At 71.5% G+C, this 19678-nt stretch carries 20 protein-coding genes; 10 read left to right on the top strand and 10 right to left on the bottom strand.

The window, feature by feature from the left end; translation table 11 throughout:
• Positions 1-122 precede the first annotated feature (122 nt).
• Together GA0070612_RS04035 and GA0070612_RS04030 are read left to right on the top strand one after the other, a co-directional pair.
• Positions 123-662, top strand: coding sequence for a type 1 glutamine amidotransferase domain-containing protein (locus tag GA0070612_RS04035; RefSeq protein ID WP_088986696.1), 540 nt, complete (start codon positions 123-125; stop codon positions 660-662).
• Between the two features lie 159 nt (positions 663-821).
• Positions 822-2498, top strand: a complete 1677-nt coding sequence (locus GA0070612_RS04030; RefSeq protein WP_088986695.1) for an MDR family MFS transporter — start codon at positions 822-824, stop codon at positions 2496-2498.
• A 5-nt stretch (positions 2499-2503) separates the two neighbouring features.
• On the opposite strand, the gene GA0070612_RS04025 is transcribed toward GA0070612_RS04030, so the two are convergent.
• A complete protein-coding gene (locus GA0070612_RS04025) occupies positions 2504-2686 on the bottom strand; it encodes a hypothetical protein (RefSeq protein ID WP_088986694.1) in 183 nt (60 codons plus the stop codon).
• A 30-nt stretch (positions 2687-2716) separates the two neighbouring features.
• Positions 2717-3208 carry an NUDIX domain-containing protein gene (locus GA0070612_RS04020; protein WP_088986693.1) on the bottom strand — a complete coding sequence of 164 codons (492 nt, stop codon included), beginning with the start codon at positions 3206-3208 and terminating at the stop codon, positions 2717-2719.
• A 71-nt stretch (positions 3209-3279) separates the two neighbouring features.
• Between GA0070612_RS04020 and GA0070612_RS04015 the strand changes: the two genes are divergently transcribed.
• Positions 3280-4914 carry a fatty acid--CoA ligase gene (locus tag GA0070612_RS04015; RefSeq protein ID WP_197699404.1) on the top strand — a complete coding sequence of 545 codons (1635 nt, stop codon included), beginning with the start codon at positions 3280-3282 and terminating at the stop codon, positions 4912-4914.
• A gap of 192 nt (positions 4915-5106) precedes the next feature.
• Here GA0070612_RS04015 and GA0070612_RS04010 read toward each other — a convergent pair whose 3' ends face one another.
• The 6 genes from GA0070612_RS04010 to ku form a co-directional block, all read right to left on the bottom strand.
• Positions 5107-6117: an NADPH:quinone reductase gene (locus GA0070612_RS04010; RefSeq protein ID WP_088986691.1), complete on the bottom strand. Its 1011-nt coding sequence runs from the start codon at positions 6115-6117 to the stop codon at positions 5107-5109.
• A gap of 28 nt (positions 6118-6145) precedes the next feature.
• The gene (locus GA0070612_RS04005; protein WP_408630556.1) at positions 6146-6835 is read right to left on the bottom strand and encodes an HAD family hydrolase; all 690 of its coding nucleotides are present in this window, start codon (positions 6833-6835) and stop codon (positions 6146-6148) included.
• Positions 6832-7659 carry an SCO6745 family protein gene (locus GA0070612_RS04000; RefSeq protein ID WP_088991254.1) on the bottom strand — a complete coding sequence of 276 codons (828 nt, stop codon included), beginning with the start codon at positions 7657-7659 and terminating at the stop codon, positions 6832-6834. The genes GA0070612_RS04005 and GA0070612_RS04000 overlap by 4 nt, the downstream gene beginning before the upstream one ends.
• Positions 7660-7848: 189 nt before the next feature.
• Positions 7849-8520: an FKBP-type peptidyl-prolyl cis-trans isomerase gene (locus tag GA0070612_RS03995; RefSeq protein WP_088986689.1), complete on the bottom strand. Its 672-nt coding sequence runs from the start codon at positions 8518-8520 to the stop codon at positions 7849-7851.
• A 145-nt stretch (positions 8521-8665) separates the two neighbouring features.
• Complete coding sequence (locus tag GA0070612_RS03990) at positions 8666-9304, bottom strand: DUF4241 domain-containing protein (RefSeq protein ID WP_088986688.1); 639 nt, start codon at positions 9302-9304, stop codon at positions 8666-8668.
• A gap of 74 nt (positions 9305-9378) precedes the next feature.
• Positions 9379-10392 (bottom strand): non-homologous end joining protein Ku, encoded by a 1014-nt coding sequence (gene ku / locus GA0070612_RS03985; RefSeq protein ID WP_088986687.1) that lies wholly within the window; start codon positions 10390-10392, stop codon positions 9379-9381.
• 85 nt (positions 10393-10477) lie between these two features.
• Here ku and ligD (GA0070612_RS03980) point away from each other — a divergent pair, with 85 nt between their 5' ends.
• Genes ligD (GA0070612_RS03980) through GA0070612_RS03965 form a run of 4 tightly spaced genes read left to right on the top strand, consistent with a single transcriptional unit; the run spans position 10478 to position 13765 of the window.
• Positions 10478-11419: a non-homologous end-joining DNA ligase gene (gene ligD / locus GA0070612_RS03980; protein ID WP_088986686.1), complete on the top strand. Its 942-nt coding sequence runs from the start codon at positions 10478-10480 to the stop codon at positions 11417-11419.
• Complete coding sequence (ligD, locus tag GA0070612_RS03975; RefSeq protein WP_088986685.1) at positions 11409-12323, top strand: non-homologous end-joining DNA ligase; 915 nt, start codon at positions 11409-11411, stop codon at positions 12321-12323. Before ligD (GA0070612_RS03980) ends, ligD (GA0070612_RS03975) begins: the two co-directional genes overlap by 11 nt.
• Before the next feature lie 33 nt (positions 12324-12356).
• Entirely contained in the window at positions 12357-12875 is a 519-nt protein-coding gene (locus tag GA0070612_RS03970; protein ID WP_231924462.1) for a SigE family RNA polymerase sigma factor, read from the top strand.
• A gap of 5 nt (positions 12876-12880) precedes the next feature.
• Complete coding sequence (locus GA0070612_RS03965; RefSeq protein ID WP_088986684.1) at positions 12881-13765, top strand: hypothetical protein; 885 nt, start codon at positions 12881-12883, stop codon at positions 13763-13765.
• Positions 13766-13812: 47 nt separating this feature from the next.
• Here GA0070612_RS03965 and GA0070612_RS03960 read toward each other — a convergent pair whose 3' ends face one another.
• Positions 13813-16116, bottom strand: coding sequence for an esterase-like activity of phytase family protein (locus GA0070612_RS03960; RefSeq protein WP_088986683.1), 2304 nt, complete (start codon positions 16114-16116; stop codon positions 13813-13815).
• A gap of 54 nt (positions 16117-16170) precedes the next feature.
• Positions 16171-17322: a hypothetical protein gene (locus tag GA0070612_RS03955; protein WP_231924461.1), complete on the bottom strand. Its 1152-nt coding sequence runs from the start codon at positions 17320-17322 to the stop codon at positions 16171-16173.
• Between the two features lie 145 nt (positions 17323-17467).
• On the opposite strand from GA0070612_RS03955, the gene GA0070612_RS03950 reads away from it, so the two are divergent.
• From GA0070612_RS03950 to GA0070612_RS03940, 3 genes are all read left to right on the top strand, one after another.
• Complete coding sequence (locus tag GA0070612_RS03950; protein ID WP_088986682.1) at positions 17468-18220, top strand: TIGR03089 family protein; 753 nt, start codon at positions 17468-17470, stop codon at positions 18218-18220.
• A gap of 56 nt (positions 18221-18276) precedes the next feature.
• Positions 18277-18456, top strand: a complete 180-nt coding sequence (locus GA0070612_RS03945; protein WP_231924460.1) for a hypothetical protein — start codon at positions 18277-18279, stop codon at positions 18454-18456.
• Between the two features lie 415 nt (positions 18457-18871).
• Complete coding sequence (locus GA0070612_RS03940; RefSeq protein ID WP_088986681.1) at positions 18872-19555, top strand: hypothetical protein; 684 nt, start codon at positions 18872-18874, stop codon at positions 19553-19555.
• Positions 19556-19678 lie beyond the last annotated feature (123 nt).

Below are 19678 nucleotides of genomic sequence, written 5' to 3'. Positions count from 1 at the left end.
GCGCGCCGGTCGGTCCGGCCGCTGGTCGTACGCCTTTTGGTGGTTCGTCACCGGTCCGCTCTGTTTCGGGCGTTCCGAGCTGGGAAGGGGATTGAGGTACCCCGGAGAGGAGATGTACCGACATGACAGCGGCATTGAACGGCAAGCGGATCGCCTTCCTGGCCACCGACGGCGTCGAGGAGGTCGAGTACGTCCAGCCGCGCGAGGCGGTCGAGAACGCCGGCGCGACGGTCGAGCTGGTCTCGCTGAAGCCCGGCACCATCCAGTCCTTCAACCACCTGGACCAGTCCACGACGTACGACGTGGACGTGACAGCGGACAAGGCGGACGCCGCCGGCTTCGACGCGCTGGTGCTGCCCGGTGGCGTGGCGAACCCGGACTTCCTGCGGGGCGACCCGGACGCGGTGCGGTTCGTGCGGGCGTTCTTCGACGCGGGTAAGCCCGTCGGGGTGATCTGCCACGGCCCGTGGACGCTCATCGAGGCGGACGTGGTGCGGGGTCGCCGGATCACCTCCTGGCCCACCCTGCGTACCGACCTGACCAACGCGGGCGCCACCTGGGTGGACGAGGAGTGCGTGACCGACGGCAACCTGACCAGCAGCCGCAACCCCGACGACCTCCCGGCCTTCTGCCAGAAGATCACCCAAACCTTCGCCGCCTAACCCCACCCACCCCACCCACCCCACCCCCCACCCTGGTTGATCAAGAGGTTCGCGTCAGATTCCGGTGTTTCCTGACGCAAACCTCTTGATCAACGAGAACGGGAGTGGGGTTTTTGGGGATTGGGGGCATGTTCCTCGGCTCGCCGGATAGAAGGCCACATGACCACCGAAGCCTCGGACGCGCCGGTGCTGAACCGTCAGCAGATCCGGCTGCTCATGCTCGGTCTGATGACCGGCATGCTGTTGGCCGCGCTCGACCAGACCATCGTCGGCACGGCCCTGCCGACCATCGTGGGCGAGCTGGGCGGGATCAACCACTACTCGTGGGTGGTGACCGCGTACCTGCTCGCCTCGACCGCGTCGACCCCGCTGTACGGCAAGATGGCCGACCTGTACGGGCGCAGACCGGTCTTCCTCTTCTCGATCGGCACGTTCCTGGTCGGCTCGTTGCTGGCCGGGCTGTCCCAGAACATGACCCAGCTGATCGTCACCCGGGGCATCCAGGGCCTCGGCGCGGGTGGACTGCTGACGCTCGCGTTCACCATCATCTCGGACGTGGTCTCCCCCCGCGAGCGCGGGCGCTACCAGGGTCTGTTCGGTGCGGTCTTCGGGATCTCGTCGGTGGCCGGGCCGCTGGTCGGTGGGTACTTCGCGGAGACCGACTGGCGGTGGATCTTCTACATCAACGTGCCGCTGGCGATCCTGGCCATCGTGGTCTGCTACCACGTGATGCGGTTGATCCCGTTCGAGCGCCGGGAGCATTCGATCGACTGGCTGGGTGCCGGCCTGTTGGTCGCCGGGGTGAGTGCGCTGCTGCTCGCACTGAGCTGGGGCGGCACCGAGTACGCCTGGGGTTCCGGCGTGATCATCAGTCTGTTCGTCGTCGGTGCGGTGCTGGGGGTGCTCTTCGTCCTCCAGGAGGCCCGGGTCGCCGAGCCGATCCTGCCGCTGCGACTGTTCCGCAGCGCGACGTTCGCCCTGGCCAACTCGGCGCTGCTCATCATCGGTCTGGTGATGTTCGGCTCGATCATCTTCATCCCGCTGTACCTGCAGATCGTCAAGGGCGCCTCGCCGACCCGCAGTGGTCTGCTGATGCTGCCGATGATGGCCGGCATCATCATCACGTCGATCCTGACCGGTCGCGCGATGACCCGGATCGGCCGGTACAAGTGGTTCCCGGTGGCCGGGTCGGTGACCCTCCTGGCCGGCATGTTCCTGTTCACCCGGCTGGAGGTGACCACCTCGCTCTGGGTGGCCTTCGGGTTCATGGTGGTGATCGGTGTCGGGCTGGGTCTGTGTATGCAGTCGCTGATCCTGGCCGTGCAGAACGCGGTCTCCGTGCGGGACCTGGGGGCCGGCACCTCGTCGGCGACGTTCTTCCGGTCGCTGGGTGGTTCGTTCGGGGTGGCGATCCTCGGCACGGTGCTCTCGTCCCGGCTGACCGGCGGGCTCGCGGACCGGCTGCCCGGCGCCATCGCGCAGCTCCCGCCGCAGGAGCAGGCCGCCGTGGCGGCGAGTGGTGGCGCCAACATCTCGATCAACGATCCGGCGACCATCCTGGCCCTGCCGGGACCGGTGCGCGCGGCCATCCAGGGAGCCTTCGTCGACGCGCTGGACATGGTCTTCCTGACCGCCGGTCTGATCGCGATCCTGGCGGTGGTGGTCACGCTGACGCTGCCCAACACCCAACTGCGCGGCGCCGGTCCGCAGGGCGCCACCGGCGGCGCCGACCCGCTCGGCGGTAAGGCGCCGGCCCCGGGCGGCAAGCCGCTGACCCGCGAATCCAAGGAGGAGGCCGCCGCCGACATGGAGGCCAAGTCCCAGACGATGATCTGATCGCGTCAGGCCGGGCGGCGGTAGGCGCCGTCCCACCAGGTCGCGGCCAACTCCCGGGCGGCTGTCGCGTCGGTGTCGGGGTCGGCGGTGGTGGTGCTGACGTGGTCGGCGAGGAAGCGGTCACCGCCGATGACGATCAGCCGGCTGGCGGCTGGATCCAGGAGGGGTTCTTCGCCGGGCTGCGCCACCCGCAGTGACGCGACCCGACCCGGGCCGACCTACTTCAGGATGAGCCGGTTCGTCTGCTCGAAGACGTCCAGGTCGGCCAGGGTCTCCGCTACCGAGGTGGAGAGCGGGGCGGGGAACCGGTCCCGGGCGAAGAAGCCCGCGTCGGTGGTCTCGTCGGTGACCCGGGCCAGTTGTCCGTCCCACTCCTCCACCTTGAACGCCGTCGTGAAGACCTGGTACGTGTGCCCGTACATGTTGGTGCTGGTCCGGTCCGGGCCGGTGTAGAGGGCGAACGCGCAGACCCGCAACGCGCGCAGCCCGGTCTCCTCGCGGACCTCCCGGACGGCGCAGTCGGCGATCGACTCGCCCAGTTCCATTGCGCCGGCCGGCATGGCCCACTGGCCGTTGTCCGAGCGCTGGATCAGCAGGATGCGCCCGGCGTTGTCGTTGACCACGGCACGAGCGCCGACGAACATCAGCGTCCGGTCCCCGGCGATTGCGCGTAACTGCCCCACGTACGAGTCGGCCCAGGAGATGCTCACCTGCGACAACTTACGGGGGTTCCCAACGTGTGACCGGCGACACTAGCTTGTTACCCATGCGTAGCACGATGATGGACGCCCCTCTCCAGGTCTCCCGGATCCTCGAGCACGGCGCGGGGGTGCACGGCACGGCCGAGGTGGTGACCTGGACCGGTGCCGAACCCCGTCGGATGACGTACGCCGAGGTGGGCCGCGCCGCCGCCCGGCTGGCGCACGCGCTGCGCGACGAGTGCGGCGTGACCGGTGACGAGCGGGTCGCGACCTTCATGTGGAACAACAACGAGCACCTGGTCGCCTACTTCGCGGTGCCGAGCATGGGCGCGGTGCTGCACACGCTCAACATCAGGCTCTTTCCCGACCAGGTCGTCTACATCGCCAACCACGCCGAGGACCGGGTGGTGCTCGTCGACACCACGCTCATCCCGCTGCTGGCCCGGGTGATCGGCGAGCTGAGCACGGTGCGGCACGTCGTCGTGGTCGGTGGTGGTGACCCGGCGCCGCTGGTGGCGGCGGCCGGCGACCGGATCACCGTGCACCACTGGGACGCGCTGCTCGCCGACCGGCCCGAGGTGTACGACTGGCCGGAGGTGGACGAGCGCGACGCCGCCGCGCTCTGCTACACCTCGGGCACCACCGGCAACCCGAAGGGTGTGGCCTACTCGCACCGCTCGATCTACCTGCACTCGTTGCAGGTCTGCATGCCGGAGGGCTTCGGTCTCGGGCCGACCGACCGGGAGCTGGCGATCGTGCCGATGTTCCACGCCATGTCCTGGGGTCTGCCGTACGCGGCCTTCCTCTCCGGCGCGTCGCTGATCATGCCGGACCGGTTCCTCCAGGCCGCGCCGATCGCCGAGATGATCGCCACCGAGCGGCCCACCCTGGCCGGCGCGGTGCCGACCATCTGGACGGATCTGCTGGCCTACCTGGACGGCCACGAGGTGGACACGTCCTCGCTCACCGAGGTGATCGTCGGCGGCTCGGCCTGCCCGCCGGCGTTGATGCACGCGTTCGACGAGCGACACGGGATCGACGTCATCCACGCCTGGGGCATGACCGAGATGTCCCCGTTGGGCTCCGTCTCACGTCCACCCGCCGGGGTCTCCGGGGAGCAGGCGTGGCGGTACCGCTACACGCAGGGGCGGGTGCCGGCGGGCGTGCAGGCGCGGATCGTCGGGCCGTCGGGCGAGCCGCTGCCCGCCGACGGCACGGCCGTGGGCGAGTTGGAGGTCCGGGGGCCGTGGGTGACCGCACGGTACGTCGGTGACGAAGCCCCGGACGAGGAGAAGTTCCGCGACGGCTGGCTGCGTACCGGGGACGTCGGCTCCCTCTCACCGGACGGCTACATCACGCTGACCGACCGCGCCAAGGACGTGATCAAGTCCGGGGGTGAGTGGATCTCCTCGGTGGAGTTGGAGAATGCCCTGATGGCCCACCCGGCGGTGTTGGAGGCGTGCGTGGTGGGCGTGCCGGACGAGCGGTGGGACGAGCGACCGCTGGCCACCGTGGTGGTGCGGGAGGGCGCCTCGGTGACCGCCGAGGAGTTGCGGGACTTCCTGGCCGACTCGGTGGCGCGTTGGCAACTGCCCGAGCGCTGGGCGTTCATCGACGCGGTGCCCAAGACGAGCGTGGGCAAGTTCGACAAGAAGGTCGTCCGTTCGCGGTACGCCGAGGGTGAGCTGACTGTCCGGGAGCTGACAGCCCCGTAACGTTTTCCCCGGCACTGTCGCCTGTTGGGGCAGGGGTAACTCCTGAAACACAATCCCTCCCCGGGAGGGCGGCCCCGGCGTTCGCACCGCGCCGGGGCCGCCCGTTCCACGCGGATGACCCGCACCGTCATTGTTGCGAAAGTTCTTCGCCTCTGTCCTGATGACGGCGAAATCGGGTGGTCCGCGACCCGATCAGGCGTCGCTCGTCCGCACCAGGACCTTGCCCACCGTCGCGTCCTCCACCGCCTGGTGCGCTGCTGACGTCTCGGCCAGCGGGTAGTGGTGCAGAGGCAGGCCGGCCTCCGCGCCGACCCGCAGCGCGCCCTGGCCGGCCGCCGCCGCCACGTCCTTGACACCCTGCGCCTTGGCCGCCTTCGGCTCCGTGTAGACCAGCACGAACTGCCAACGCGCGTTCGGCACCATCAGTGGACGGACCGGGATCGTCAGGTCGGCGCCCCCGTCGTCCGCGTACACGCAGACCGCCCCGCCGTGCCGCAGCACCTGCACGTCCACCGCCGCGTTCCGGGCCGGGGCGACCTCCACGATCGTGTGCACCCCGTCGGGGGCGATCCGGCGGACCTCCTCGACCACGTCCTGCTCCCGGTAGTTGATCACGTGGGAGGCGCCGGCCGCCGCCGCGAGCTGCGCCTTCTCCGCGCTGCTCACCGTCGCGACGACAGTGGCGTCGGCCCAGCGGGCGAGCTGGACAGCGGCGTTGCCGACCGCGCCCGCCCCGCCCTGCACCAGCACCGTGTGGTCCGCCAACGCCCCGGCGCGCAGCGTGTCCGGCATGAACTCGCCGGCGGTCAGACAGCGGTGCGCGGTGAGGAACGGGATGCCCAGGGCCGCCCCCAGCTCGAACGGGGCGTCACCGAGGCGTACCGCCTGCCGGACCGGCACCAGCGTGTACTCCGCCGAGGTGCCCCACGGCCGCTGCCAGGCCGCCTCCCAGATCCAGACGCGCTCACCGATCAGATCGGGGTCGACCCCCTCGCCGACGGCCTCCACCACCCCCGCGCCGTCCTGCCCGGGAATCTGCCACCCGTCCGGCGCGGAGCTGCGGCGGGACTTCCAGTCCGTCGGATTGACCCCGGAGACCGCCATCCGGACCAGCACCTCGCCCGCGCCCGGCTCCGGCACCGGCCGGTCGACCAGCTCCAGCACCGAGGGGTCGCCGGTGCGCTCGTACACGATGGCCTTCATTCGTGGTCTCTACCCCGCCCGGCCCCGGTCAACCCAGGCCGTCCACCAGCTCCGGGGTCAGCTCACCGATCGCGCCCAGCGTCACGGTGGCCAGCCGGGCGGCGTCCGGGTCGAGAGGGTACGAACCATGGGGCACCGCCACCACCCGCATGCCCGCCGCAGCCGCCGAGCGAACCCCGTTGGACGAGTCCTCCACCGCCACGCAGCGGGCCGGGTCGACGCCGAGGCGTTCCGCGACGCTCAGGTACACGTCCGGCGCGGGCTTGCCCCGCTCGGTCTGCTCGGTGGAGAGGGTCGCGCCGAACGCGTCGGTCAGGCCGGTGGCGGCCAGCGCCGCCTCGATCAGCCGGGTCGGCGACGAGCTGGCCAACCCCAGCGGCCAGCGCCCGGTCAGCCCTCGGACGACCAGGTCGGCACCGTCGATGAGGGGTACGTGGTCCCGGTAACGCCGGGTCATCTCCTCGACGACCTCGGCGGCGACCTGCTCGGCGGTGCGGTCCACGCCCAGCTCACCGCTGAGGTAGTGGGCCCACTCGCCGGTGCTCATCCCCATCAGGCGACGTTGCGTGTCCGGCTGCCACGTCCCGCCGTGCGCCGCCACGTACGCCCGGCGGACCTCCTCCCACACCGGCTCGGAATCCACGATCACGCCGTCCAGGTCGAAGACCACCGCATCCGTCACGGCACCATCCTGCCCGACCGGTGGGCGCCCGGTCAGCCGGGCAGCGCGGGCAGGCCGAGCGGGCTGCCCTCGGGGAGCAGCGTGTGGCCGGACCTGGCGATCGGCTCCAACAGCTCCCGGAGCCGATCCGCGTCGTCCGGGCCGAGCGCCTGCCACGGGTGCGCGGCGGCCCGGTCGGTGGCGTCCTCGACGGCCTGGAACCCGGCCCGGGCGTGGTCGGTGGCCGCGCCGTCCCCGGTCAGCCAGCCCCGCTGTGCGAGCCGCTCGCGGGCGGCCTTCCACTGCTCCTCGGACCAGCCCCGGCCCAACAGGTACTGCGGGGGTGAACCATCCAGCGCGACCCGTCCGGCCAACGTCTCGACCGGGTCCAGCCCGGCGGCCACCAGCGCCGCCACGTGCCCGTCCCCCCGGTGTTCGCGCAGCGTCGTGGCGGCCTGCCAGAGCCGGGCCAGCGGGTACTCCCCGACCGGCAGCGCCGCGTTGGCCGCGCCCAGCACCCGGCCGCCGGTCTCCACCGCCGAGGCGGCCCGCTCCAGCAGGTCGGCGGCCTCGGCCAGGTGCGCCTCCGGCAGCTCGTAGGTCAGCTCGGCGAGCGCCTGCACCGCGCCGGTCAGGCGGGCGCGGAGCGCCTCCTGTGGGGTGGCCAGCCGCCACACCGCCGGCAGCGCCCGGGCCACCATCGGCGGCGCGAAGTTGAAGAAGGCGGCGACCACCGGTGCCGCCTCGGTCGCGCCCAGCGGCGCGGCGCGGCCGGCGAAGTAGCCTCGCCAGTAGCCGCGCAACCCGACCGCCTCGTACGCGGCGCGGGCCCGTGGATGGAGGTAGGTGACCGCGTGCACCGGCTCGAAGTACGCCCACATCACGCGGGCCGTCCGCCCAGCCTCGTCCAACGCCGTCACACGCACCTCCGCGTCCCGGTTACGGATGATCACCCCGGGCGGCGAACCGCCCGGGGTGACGCCGAACCTACTGCCGGTGGGTGACGGGCCGGAAGCCCCATGTGAACAACTCCATCGCGACCAGCGGACAACCGGGGCGATTCGGTCGGATTACTGGGCGGCGAGAATGTCCACCACGAAGCGCAGCGGGCCGGTCGGGCGTCCGCCGGCGTTCGCCTCGTCGTTGCCGTACGCCAGCTCGCCCGGGATGTCGAGCTGCACCCGGCTGCCCACGTTCACGCCGACCAGACCCTGGTCCCAACCGGGGATGACCTGACCGACGCCGATCGGGAAGGTGGCCGGCTGCCCGGCCTTCCAGGACGAGTCGAACTCCTTGCCGTCCTTGTAGAACACCCCCACGTAGTTGGTGGTGATGTTCTGGCCCTTCTGCACGGCCGGGCCAGTGCCCTTGATCAACGGGGTGACAGTGAGTTTCTTGAGGTCACCCGTGCCCGGCGTCACTGTCGGCTTGGTGCCCAACGCCGGGTCGGCCCCCTCGGGGAGCTGCGGGGCGGGGGGAGCGCCGGGCGCGTCGGGGGCCGGAGCGGAGGCGGACGGGGTCGCGTCGGCCTGGTTCTTGGGCTTGTCGTCGCCCCCGCCGATCGCCACGAAGAGGCCGATCAAACCTCCGGCCACGACGACCGCGACGAGGCCACTGGCCCACGCGTTGCGCTTCCGCCTCGCGTCGGCTGCCTTCTTCTCCGCCAACTGGGCGGCCAACCGGCGCCCCGACTTGGTCGCCGGGCTCTGGTCCGGACCCTTCTGCTGCGTCCGCTCGCTCACGTCGTCGACTCCCTGCTGCGAAGTGTGGCCGGCACCCGGTGCCGGGGGGAAAGCCGACGCACACGGTACCCGCACTGCGGCCCACCGTGCCCGCCGCGCACGCCACGGATCGCCCAGCGAGGCGGTTCCGGAACCTTCCCGGGCGTTATTCCGGGACGACCATGAAGTCGGTCACGAACGAGGTGACCCGTCCGTCGGCGGTACGGCCGATCCAGGTGCCGTAGCAACCGTCGCCCCAACCGGTGGCCACCGTGACGACGTTGGCACCACTGGCCTCGTCCAGCACGGCGGTGATCAGCCCCGGCACCGGGGACGAGGGCAGCTTGTCGGGGATGAAGACCTGCTCGACCCGGTCGTAGTCCCAGCTCTCCAGGACACCGAGCGCCGTCGGGTCGGCGAGGGTGCCGGCACCGGCGTCCACCCCGTACCCGAAATAGTCGTCAGCGCCGAGGGCGGCGACGTCCTGGTCGCCCGCGACGGCCGGCTCCCACCGACTGGTCGGCTCGGCCGAGACGACCAGCTCGAACGCGGCCACCCGCCGGTCCACCTCGGTGTCCTCGCGGAGCACCACCGCCACCCAGGCACGGGCGGGGTACCGCCCCGGCGGCACGGTCACCGTGAACGGCTCGGCCTCCGGGCACACCAGCGGGTCGCACCCGACCACCCGACCGGTCGGCAGCACGATCTCACCAACCGGGTGCACCTCGATCAGGTATCCGCCGTGCTCGTCGGTGAAGCAGGCTCCGGGCGTCAACAACCGGTCCAGATCAGGGGTGTACGGCATGGGGGCTCCTCCGGTGGCCAGCGGCCGGCGGAGCGTACCCGGCCCGGCGGACACCGCCGCCGCTGCCGTACCGGTCAGGCGCTCTTGCGGGGGGTGGTCTTGCGGGCGGCCGTCTTCTTCGCCGCCTCCGTCTTCTTCGCGGGCGTCTTCTTGGCGGCGGTCTTCTTCGCCGGCTCGGCGGCTTTCTTCGCCGTGGTCTTCTTCGCGGGGGCCTTGGCGGCCTTCTTCTCGGCCGCCTTCTGGGCGGACCGGGCCGACGAGATGGGCGTCGGCTCACCGCCGCCACCGCCACCACGGGCGGGTTGCTCACCGCGAGCCGCCTTGGCGCGCTCCACCGACGCCTTCAACGCGGCCATCAGGTCCACTGCGGCGGCCGGCGCCTCCTCGACCTCCTCCGGCTGGACGACCTCGCGACCCTCCACCTTGGCGTCGATGACCTCCTGCAACGCGGCCCGGTAGTCGTCGGTGAAGACGTCCGGCTCGAACTCGCCGGTCATCGAGTCGATCAGGGAGCTGGCCATCGCCAGCTCCGGCGGACGCACCGTGAGATCCTCGTCGAGGAAACCGAAGTCGGGGGTACGGATCTCGTCCGGCCAGAGCATCGTGTTGAGCAGCAGCACACCCTCACGGACCCGCAGCGTGGCCAACTGCTCCCGCTGGCGCAGCGCCACCTTGACGATGGCCACCCGCTCCGAGTCGATCAGCGCGTCGCGCAGCAGCACGTACGGCTTGGTCGCCGCGCCCTCCGGCTCCAGGAAGTACGCCTTGTTGTAGAGGATCGGGTCGACCTGCTCGGCCGGCACGAACTCCAGCACGTCGATCGCCCGGGAACTGGTCAGCGGCAGGTCGGCGAAGTCCTCGTCGGTGAGGATCACCATCTCGCCGCCGCCGATGTCGTAGCCCTTGGCGATGTCGTCGTAGGTGACCTCCTCGCCGCAGACCGAGCAGGTGCGCTTGTAGCGGATCCGCCCGCCGTCCTCGCGGTGCACCTGGTGGAACCGGATGTCCTTCTCCTCGGTCGCGGAGTAGAGCTTCACCCCGATCGAGACGAGCCCGAACGACACGGCTCCCTTCCAGATGGCACGCATCCTGCGCTCCCTTCCCCGGTATCGACCATGCTCGCATCCGAAAGAACCGGACGCGAGGTGTTCGGCCTGCTACTACAGTCGGGTCGTGCCCGGCGCGCCGCTCAAGCCGATGCTCGCGATGACCGGGCCGCTCCCGGCGGGTGACGGCTGGGCGTACGAGTTCAAGTGGGACGGGGTCCGCGCGCTCGCCGACATCTCAGGCGGTGCTCAGCACCTGTATGCCCGTTCCGGCGTGGAGATCACCGCCGCGTACCCGGAGCTGGCCTCGCTGCCCGAGCAGGTCGACGACGCGCTGCTCGACGGCGAGGTGGTGCTGCTCGGCGAGGGCGGGCAGCCGTCGTTCACCGCGCTGGCCGAGCGGATGCACGTGCGGGACCGCAACAAGGCCGCCCGGCTGGCGGCGGTCACGCCGGTGACGTACATGATCTTCGACCTGCTGCGGCTCGACGGCGACGACCTGACCGGCTGGTCGTACGAGCGCCGCCGGGAGGCCCTGGACGGGCTGGGGCTGGGGAGCGCCCGCTGGGCGGTGCCGCCGATGTTCGCCGACGGGCCGGCCACCTACGAGGCGGCCGGCGAGCACGGCCTGGAGGGCGTGATGGCCAAGCGGCTCGGTGCCGCCTACCGCCCGGGGGTGCGCTCACCGGACTGGGTGAAGGTCAAGCTGGAGGTGACCGGTGACTTCGTCGTCGGTGGCTGGCGACCGGGCGCTCGCCGGATCGGCGGGCTGCTGGTCGGGGTGCCCGGCCCGGACGGCAGGTTGATCTACCGAGGTCGGGTCGGCGGCGGGATCGGCGCGGCCATCGAGCGTCAGCTCCTCGCCGCGTTGGAGCCGCTGCGGTCCGGCGCGTCACCGTTCGCGCCCGGCGTGCCGCGCGAGGATGCCCGGGGAGCCATCTGGGTAGAACCCCGGGTGGTGGTGGAGGTGAAGTACGGCCAACGCACCCCCGACGGTCGGCTGCGCTTCCCCCGGGTGCTGCGGTTGCGCCCGGACAAACCTCCGGAGGAGGTCGACGATGCCGGCTGAGCGGCTACGGGTGGACGTCGAGGGCCGCCCGCTGGAGCTGTCCAACCTGGACAAGGTGCTCTACCCGGCGGCGGGTTTCACCAAGGGCGAGGTGATCGACTACTACACCCGGATCTCGCCGGTGCTGCTGCCGCACCTGCGGGACCGGCCGGTGACCCGGATCCGCTTCCCCAACGGGGTGGACGACAAGTCGTTCTTCGAGAAGAACACGCCGGCCGCGACCCCGGACTGGGTGCGCGTGGAGAACCTGCCCGCGCCCGGGTCGACGAAGGGCCGGGAAACCCTCGACTACGTGGTCGCCGACGACCTGCCCACGCTGGTGTGGTTGGCCAACCTGGCCGCGTTGGAGCTGCACACGCCCCAGTGGAAGGTGGGCGAACACCCGGACATGATGGTCGTCGACCTGGACCCGGGGCCGCCGGCCGGGCTCGCCGAGTGCTGCCCGGTGGCGGTGCTGATGCGGGACCGGCTCGCCGACGACGGGATCGAGTCGTACCCGAAGACCTCCGGCAAGAAGGGCATGCAGCTCTGCTGCCCGATCGCCGGCACCCAGTCGTCCGATCTGGTCTCCGACTACGCCCGACGGATCGCCCAGGAGTTGGAGAAGGCCCACCCGAAGCTGATCGTGTCGAAGATGGCGAAGAACCTCCGCCCGGGCAAGGTCTTCATCGACTGGAGCCAGAACAACGCGGCGAAGACGACGGTGGCGCCGTACTCGCTGCGGGCCCAGTCGGTGCCGTCGGTGTCGACGCCGCTGACCTGGGACGAGGTCGAGGCCGGCGCCCGCGGCCGGAGGCCTGCCGTCCGCCAGTTCACCGCCGCCGAGGTCCTGGCCCGGGTCGAGGAGTACGACGACCTGCTCGCGCCCCTGCTCGACGGCGGCCCGGAACTGCCCTCGGCCTGACAACCTTCGGTGACCCCGCGGCGTGTAAGGCGCGTGACCGACCAACAGAAACCACTGTCCGCGGCGGACCGGTCCTACGTCGCGTTCGTCGAGGTGGCGTGGCAGCGACATATCCGGCTGGCCATGCTGCTCAGCGGCGACCGGTGGCGGGCCGAGGAGTTGCTCCAGGACAGCCTGGTCAAGGTCTACGAGCGGTGGCGGCGGCTGTCCCGGCTCGGCGACCCGCACGCCTACCTGCGCCGGGCCCTGGTCAACAACCACACGTCGGCGTGGCGGCGGCGTCGCCGGGAGAGCCTCTTCGCGGACGTCCCCGACAGGGCCGCCGCGGCCGACGGCGTCGGCCCGGACGCGGTGGTCCTGCGCCGGGCGCTCATGTCGCTGCCGGCCAAGCAGCGAGCGGTGGTGGTGCTCCGCCACTACGAGGACCTGAGCGAGCGCGAGGTCGCCCAGGTGCTGGGTTGCTCGCTGGGCACCGTCAAGAGCCAGAACGCCCGGGCGCTGGGCAAACTGCGCCACCTCCTTGAGGAATCCTTCGACTTGGTAAGCAGGTGAAAGTCATGAACAGCATCGATGACCGTCTCGCCCAACGGCTGCACGACATCGTCGACGGCGAAACGGGCTCCGAACCCCCGGTGGGTGCGTTGATCGAGCGCGGTCGGCGGGGCCGCCGACGCCGGACCACAGCACTGGTCGGCTCGACGTGCGCGTTGCTGGCGCTGGGCGTCGGCACCGCGCTCACCGTGCCGACGACCTCACCGTCGGGTCGGCCCGGCGTCACCACCGAGGCCGCGCGACCGGAGCCCGTCTCACCGGCGATGCGGCTCGTCTCGGCCGCCGCCGCCAGCGAGAACATCAGCTACCGGATCCGGCTGACCAACTCGGGCCCGGGCGGGCTGACCTACGAGGGCGCGTTCGACCCGAGGACCGCCACCGGTTACGTCCGCGCGCCACAGGACGACTCGGTCATGACCGAACTGCTGATCAACGGCACCCGGTACCAGGGTGGCGAACGCCCCCTGAGCCCGCTGCCGGCCGACAAGGGGCCGGGCGAGACGTACGGCCGTTACGGCCAGTACCCGGGGACGTACGACCGGCTCTCCCTCTACGGGGACGGCAATGAGGTCCTGGGTGCCGCCGAACCCGACCCGGCCGCCCTGTTCGCGGCGTTGAAGCGCGCGAACGCGACAGTCACCGAGAACCCGGACGGCTCACTGCACTTCAGCTATGCCGAGAGCGGAAGGGACGGGTCGAGCAGCACGACCGGCGACGTCACGCTGGACCGCGACGGTCGGATCGCGACGGTGGCGCTCACCTCCACCTGGCAGTCGACGGCGAAGGGCCGTCTCGACACGGGGACGTCCAACTCGACCCTCGAACTGTTCGACTACGGCACCGCCGTGACTGTCGAACGCCCGACCGACGTCGTGCCGATCAAGGAGTAGTCCCGCGCGGCCCGGCGTCCACGCTGGTGGACGCCGGGCCTGGCGGATCAGCGGTGTCCGAAGACCTTTCGGCTGTCGCCGAGACGCAGCAGCACCGTCTCGCCGGTCGCGTCCTGCACCGCGTCGTTGTCGGTGATCGCGTACACCTCGCCGTTGCCGGCCACGGTCAGACCCTCAAGCTTCTCCTGGGTCCAGCCGTTGGTGGCACGCAGCGCGGGCAACACGTCGACGGCGAGCGTCTTCGGCAACACCGTCAGCGGGCCGGTCGCCGCCGCACCCGGCAGCGGCACCGTGTAGATCCGCTTGACCGTGGCGGCCGGGCCGTTCAGCTTGTCCCGCTCGACGACCGCCAACCGGTCGCCGACCACGGTGATCTCGGAGAGGCCCATCCAGTCGCCGGGCACGGTGGTCGCCTCGAGCTGGTAACCGAACCAGCTCCAGGTGCCCGCCGTGACGTCGTACCGGCCGAGCCGGACGACGCCGGCCGGGTCGGTGCCCAGCTCCCGCTGCACGGCCACCCAGACGATCTCCCGGCCCTGCCGGTCGGTGGTCGCGGTGACGCCCTCCAGACCCTGCTTACCGAGACCGGCGGCGACCTCGGCGGGCAGCGCGACGGTCTGCCGGGTCACCCCGGCCTCGTCGAGCCGGACCAGCTTGTTCTCCGCGCCCTTGGCACCCTCGACGGCGAGCCAGAAGCCACCCTGCGGGCGGGCGAAGAGACCCTCCGCGTCGTACCCGACGGGTGCTCCGGCCGCGTCCTTCACCGGCAGCGCGCCGGTGATCACGGCGGGCGTCCGCTTCGCGTCGATGGTGAGGATGCGGGTCTGGGTGTACGCCGAGTCGGTGACGCTGTAGAGCTGGTCCCGCTTGCCCGGTGCCGCGCTCAACGCGCCGAGCGCGCCCCAGCCGATCGGTGCGCCGGCCGGATCGGTGCCGGACACGATGCTCGGGAACGTCGGCCTGCCCTTACCGAGCTGGAAGAGCGACACCGACGCCCGGACGTTCACCGACGCGTCGTCCTCCTCGCTGGAGACCGCGAGCAGCCCGCGCGACGGGATCGGCAGGAGCCCTTCCGGCCCGTTGGTGGTCGGCAGGACCTGCTTGAACACCGGCCTCGTGGGGTCGGTGAGGTCGTAGACGGCGACGAAGTTGCTGCGTTCCGAGCCGACGAACGCGTACCGCACGCCGTCGTACGAGGCGACCGCCACGCCCTCCGGCTCGGTGCCTTTCTTGCCGGCCCGGTCCTCGTTGTGCAGCCCGTACGTGACGGCGAGCCGCTCGAAGGTGTTGCCGGCGTCCCAGGCGACCCGGCCGCTGTGGCTGTCGAAGACGGACCAGCCGCGGGTGCCGCCGTGCCAGTCACCCTCGTTGGCCGTGGCGAGGTACCGGTCGTCGATCCAGGCCACCGCGTCCGGCTCGCGCGGCACGTCGGTGATGCTGCCGGTCAGGTCGATGACACCGTCCTTCCTGGTGTCGATCCCGCTGATCGTGGCGGTGCCCGCGCTGAACACCCGGGTGACCCGGCCGGTGGGCAGGTCGACGAGGACGACGCCGTTGTTCTCCTGGAGCGTCACGGCCAGCTGGTTGCGGCTGTTGATCGAGACGTACTCCGGCTCCGGGTCGGTGGGCGCGGCGAGGCCCGCCCGGACCAACGCGGGCAACGCGCTGCCGTCGGCGCCGGTCAGCGCGACCGGCCGCAGCCGCCAACCGGCCGGGGACTTCCCGACCAGGTCGACGATCTGCACGAAACCGGCGGGCGCCTGGGGCAGGTCGCCCTCCTCACCGCCGGGCGGGGTGGCCTCCTCGTCGCGCTCGTTCTCGATCGCTATCGCGGCGTACCGCTGGTCAGCGCTGATCGCGATCGAGTCGGGCTGGCCGCCCAGATCGAAGCTGGCCACCCGCTTGCGGCCGGCCAACTCGATCACGTCGAGGCGACCGGACGGCTCAGTGAAGCTGCTGCTGGTGTTCACCACCACCAGCACGTACTTCCCGACCACGGCGACCGAGGTCGGCTCGTCCTCGGCGTCGCCGAGCTGCGCGAGGGAGAGCGTGCCGAGGCCGCGCGGCCGGTCGGCCCGGGAGATGTCCAGGAAGCCGATCCGCTTGGCCAGTGCGTCGGTGTGGATCAGAGTGCGGCCGTCCTCGCTGACCGCCGAGATCTCGGCGACCGTCGCGGTCGCCGGGTCCTCACCGGCCGGGCGGTTCTGGAACACCGGGTAGGTGGCGACCCGGTCGAAAGCGAGCGACCCGCCCGGGTGGTGCGCTCCGGCCGACGCGGGGGTGGCCCCGGTCAGGCTGGCGGCGGCGACACCGGCTGCGGTGAGCGCGGTGAATGCTCTTCTGAGTGTCAAGGACTTCCTCCGTTAGGTCGTACCCGCACGGAGGCTGACACCTGCCGGGGAGCATCAGCTTGCGCCGACGTGAACAGCGGGCGAAGCGCGTAGCCGCCACCACGCTCCCGCGACCAGAGTGACCGTGATGACGGTGACCGCGATGTCGCCGGCCAGGGCCGCCGCCGGGCTCGCCGGGGAGTACGGCGGCACGAGGTACGCGAACGCGGCGGCGCTGACCAGGCTCGCCGAGCCGGCGGCGAGCACATGCCGCTGCCCCCACCCGCTGCGCGACGACCAGTAGGCGATGGTGGTTGCCACGATGGCGGCGAGCCCAAGCGCGATGGCCACCCCCGTCCAGCTCGGCGTGAGGTCGCTGCCGAGGCGGACGACGACGACCAACAGGCCCACCCACAGCGGATGCGGCACCCGACGGATGCGGCGTGGTCCCCTTTGCTCTGCTGCCCCCCGTGCACCACCGGCCGGGCGGCCTGGGAGTCGCCAATGCGGCAGGAGAGCCGTCGTAACGAGTGCGAGGACCACCACCGCGGCGAAGGTCATTTGCAGTGGGCTGGCCAGGAAGCCCTTGTCCTCGTTGATGTCCGAGAAGATGAACAGACTGCCGAGCAGGTAGACCAGACCGACGACGAGGAGACCTGGTCGGCCCAGCCACGGCCGGAGCCGGCGCTCCGCCCCGAGGAACGACTCGATCAGCACGATCGGCGCGCAGATCGTCAGCACGATGTGGTTGCCCACGTAGTCGAAGGCCTGCCGGAGGCTGAATTCGAGCCCCGGCACCAGCGTCGCCTCGGCGGCGGCCCGGGTGTCGGCGTACTGGGTGTCGTCGAGGAAGTCGGGGTTGAACAGCGACTGGTCGACCAGCCCGGCCTGGACTACCCCGAACGCGGCGGCGAGCAGCACGATCGTCGGCCAGCCCGCGCCGAGGTGTCGGGCGGTCTCCCGGATCAGGATCGCCGCGCCGCCGTACATCGGACCCAGGAAGATCAGCACCGGAAGGAAGTCGTCGATGGCGAATCCACCCCACGAGCACTCGGCCGCCCAGGGCGCGAGCAGCAGCAACGCGATCACCGGCGGGAGCCTGCGCCGCAGCGGCGGCCGGTCGGCGAGGCCGGCGTCAGCCTCCGGCGCGGCGGGACGGTCGGCCTGGGCGGCGTCGGCGGTGTGCGGCGTGGCGGGACGGTCGGCGGGGTCGGCTTCGGTCGGCACGGGCGCTCCTCGGCGGCTCGGCAGGGTCACCCGTACCGTGCGGGGGCCATCCGGCCCGCCGCTACGGCCATCGGCCGACGACGACCGAGACCAAAGTCGTTGCGTAGGGTGGTGTGCCGACGTCGTCACCACCGGGAGCACGCGGATGCAGCCAACCGTCACGGCCGACCTGACGGTCCCGCCCACCGCCATCGAGAGCCCGATGCTGAGCTACCGCGACGAGGCGACCGGCGAGCGCGTCGACCTGACCGCCCAGCAGGTCGGTTCCTGGGCTGCGCGTAGCGCCGGCCTGCTGCGGGACGGCTGCGGGCTCGGCCCCGGCAGCCGCGTAGCGGTGCTGCTGCCGCCGCACTGGCGTACCGCAGCGGTGTTGTTGGGCGCGTGGGCCTGCGGCCTGGCGGTGTCGTTCCGGCCGCGCGCCACGGCGGGCCTGCCGGTGCTGGAGCCCGGCGGTGACCGGCCGTTCGACGCGGTTCTCGTGACGCCGCAGCGGCAGGACGACTGGTTGGAGGACGTGCCGGACGCGCCACACCGCTACCTCGTCGGCACCGGGCCCGGTCCGCTGGCGGACGTGCCGTTGGGCTGGCTGGACTGGTCCGCCGAGGTGCTTCGCCACCCCGACACCACGCCCGACCACACCGCCATCCACCCGTCGGACCCGGCCACCGCGGACGGCACCACCTACGGCCAGTGGGGCGCCATCGCCCAGGGCATCGCCGAGGTGCTGGACCTGCGTGCCGGTGACCGGCTGCTGGTCGACGCGGCCGAGCACGAGGAGCCGTTGAAGTGGTTGCTCGCGCCGCTCTCCGCGGGCGCGTCAGTGGTCATCAGCGCCAACCTCGACCCGGCGCGGCGGGACGCGATCGTCGCCGCCGAACGGGTGACCCGCGTCCTCTGACCGCCGACCGCGATGGTACTGGATTTAGTGCCATTCTTGCGACAACGAGGCCAGTGATGCACCCCGATGCCCGTCCCGAGATCACGCACTACACATACCGTGTCACCTGGTCGGCCGATGACCAGGAGTTCGTCGCCACCTGTGCCGAGTTCCCATCGCTCTCCTGGCTGGCACCCTCGCAGGTCGAGGCGCTGCTGGGCCTCCAGAGTCTCCTGCGGAAGCTCCGCGCCGCCTGAGTGGGTGCAGTGTGTGTCGCCGCTCGACAGCTCGGTTGATCAGGTCCCGACGATGACCGTCACCGCCAACCCGACCACCTGGGGCACCGCGGCGACGGTGGCCGTCACGGTCGCGGCCGGCAGCACGCCGGTAGCCGGCGCGGTGGAGCTGCGCGAGGGTACGACAGTTCGACTCGGTCTTCGTGAAACCGGGGCGTCAACGTGCCCGGGATACCGCGACTTACCGAGAGCCGATGCGATCAGAGCCGCACGTGTGCGTCACCCGTCCGGTGGAGGCCACCCGTTCCGCCCGTTCCCACGTTTGCCCTGCTCCTACGCTTCGCCGGAGGCAGGCGCGGCCGGGGCGCCGGCCACTTTCGACACTGGCGGAGGGCAGATGACGTCGAGGCGTACACCTCGGGTTGTGGTTGCGGCGGTGGCTGGGGCGCTGTTCGCCCTCGGCGTGGTCGCACCCGGCCCGGCCGCCGCGCCACTGCCCCGCGCGGCCCAGGCGGACGGCGACGTGACGCCCGCGCCGACCGAGCCGCGCCCGCCGCAGTTGCCGGCGGACTTCCAGGGCACCGGCCGGTACGTCGTGCGCGACCTCGGCATCGACGTGCCGTTCACCTGGCAGGGCCGCGACGGCAACAGTCAGATGGTCGCCGGCGGCCCGGAGCATCCGATCTGGTTCACGAACCTGATCTACGAGAACACGCTCTACACGCTCACCTACAAGTGGCCGAACATCCCGCTGTTCCCGCCGCGCGAGTGCAGCAAGGTCCCGGGGTTCTTCAACCGGCAGATCTTCAACGACAAGCTGAAGACGTCCCGTTTCGTCGGGCCGGAGATCCTGCAGGGGGACAAGGACCGGCACGTCGACCACTGGCGGGTCGGGGTCGTCGGAGGATCCACCGTGCCGGGGGAGTTCTTCCGGTTCCCGCTCGCGCTCGGTGACATCTACGTCGACCAGCGCGACCCGACCCGGTGGTGGCAGGTGCTCCAGTTCGGCCTGCAGAACCTCTTCGACCCCGAGCTGGACGAGTGGTTCACGATGGACACCTTCGACCACCGCCCCGGCCAGGTGACCCTCCCCGACCGCTGCCCACCCCCGACGCCGTAAGGGCGGGGCCGGCGCCGCCGACCCGGCCACGATCGTCGACTGGCGGTGCTCGTCCAACCGCTCCTTCCGCTGAGTGCTGCCGGTCGGAGCTGACCTGGTTGCGGGAAGAGGGCGTGCTCGTTG

It is taken from the genome of Micromonospora chokoriensis, from assembly GCF_900091505.1.
In the GTDB taxonomy this organism is placed as follows: domain Bacteria; phylum Actinomycetota; class Actinomycetes; order Mycobacteriales; family Micromonosporaceae; genus Micromonospora; species Micromonospora chokoriensis.
This window is presented reverse-complemented; position numbering and strand designations above follow the sequence as displayed.

Excerpts from the sequence above, each read along its gene's own strand:
- GA0070612_RS04035 (WP_088986696.1), top strand. The coding sequence starts at position 123 with ATGACAGCGGCATTGAACGGCAAGCGGATCGCCTTCCTGGCCACCGAC.
- GA0070612_RS04030 (WP_088986695.1), top strand. The coding sequence starts at position 822 with ATGACCACCGAAGCCTCGGACGCGCCGGTGCTGAACCGTCAGCAGATC.
- GA0070612_RS04015 (WP_197699404.1), top strand. The coding sequence starts at position 3,280 with ATGGACGCCCCTCTCCAGGTCTCCCGGATCCTCGAGCACGGCGCGGGG.
- GA0070612_RS04010 (WP_088986691.1), bottom strand. The coding sequence starts at position 6,117 with ATGAAGGCCATCGTGTACGAGCGCACCGGCGACCCCTCGGTGCTGGAG.
- GA0070612_RS04000 (WP_088991254.1), bottom strand. The coding sequence starts at position 7,659 with ATGTGGGCGTACTTCGAGCCGGTGCACGCGGTCACCTACCTCCATCCA.
- GA0070612_RS03990 (WP_088986688.1), bottom strand. The coding sequence starts at position 9,304 with ATGCCGTACACCCCTGATCTGGACCGGTTGTTGACGCCCGGAGCCTGC.
- ku (WP_088986687.1), bottom strand. The coding sequence starts at position 10,392 with ATGCGTGCCATCTGGAAGGGAGCCGTGTCGTTCGGGCTCGTCTCGATC.
- ligD (WP_088986685.1), top strand. The coding sequence starts at position 11,409 with ATGCCGGCTGAGCGGCTACGGGTGGACGTCGAGGGCCGCCCGCTGGAG.
- GA0070612_RS03965 (WP_088986684.1), top strand. The coding sequence starts at position 12,881 with ATGAACAGCATCGATGACCGTCTCGCCCAACGGCTGCACGACATCGTC.
- GA0070612_RS03950 (WP_088986682.1), top strand. The coding sequence starts at position 17,468 with ATGCAGCCAACCGTCACGGCCGACCTGACGGTCCCGCCCACCGCCATC.
- GA0070612_RS03945 (WP_231924460.1), top strand. The coding sequence starts at position 18,277 with ATGCACCCCGATGCCCGTCCCGAGATCACGCACTACACATACCGTGTC.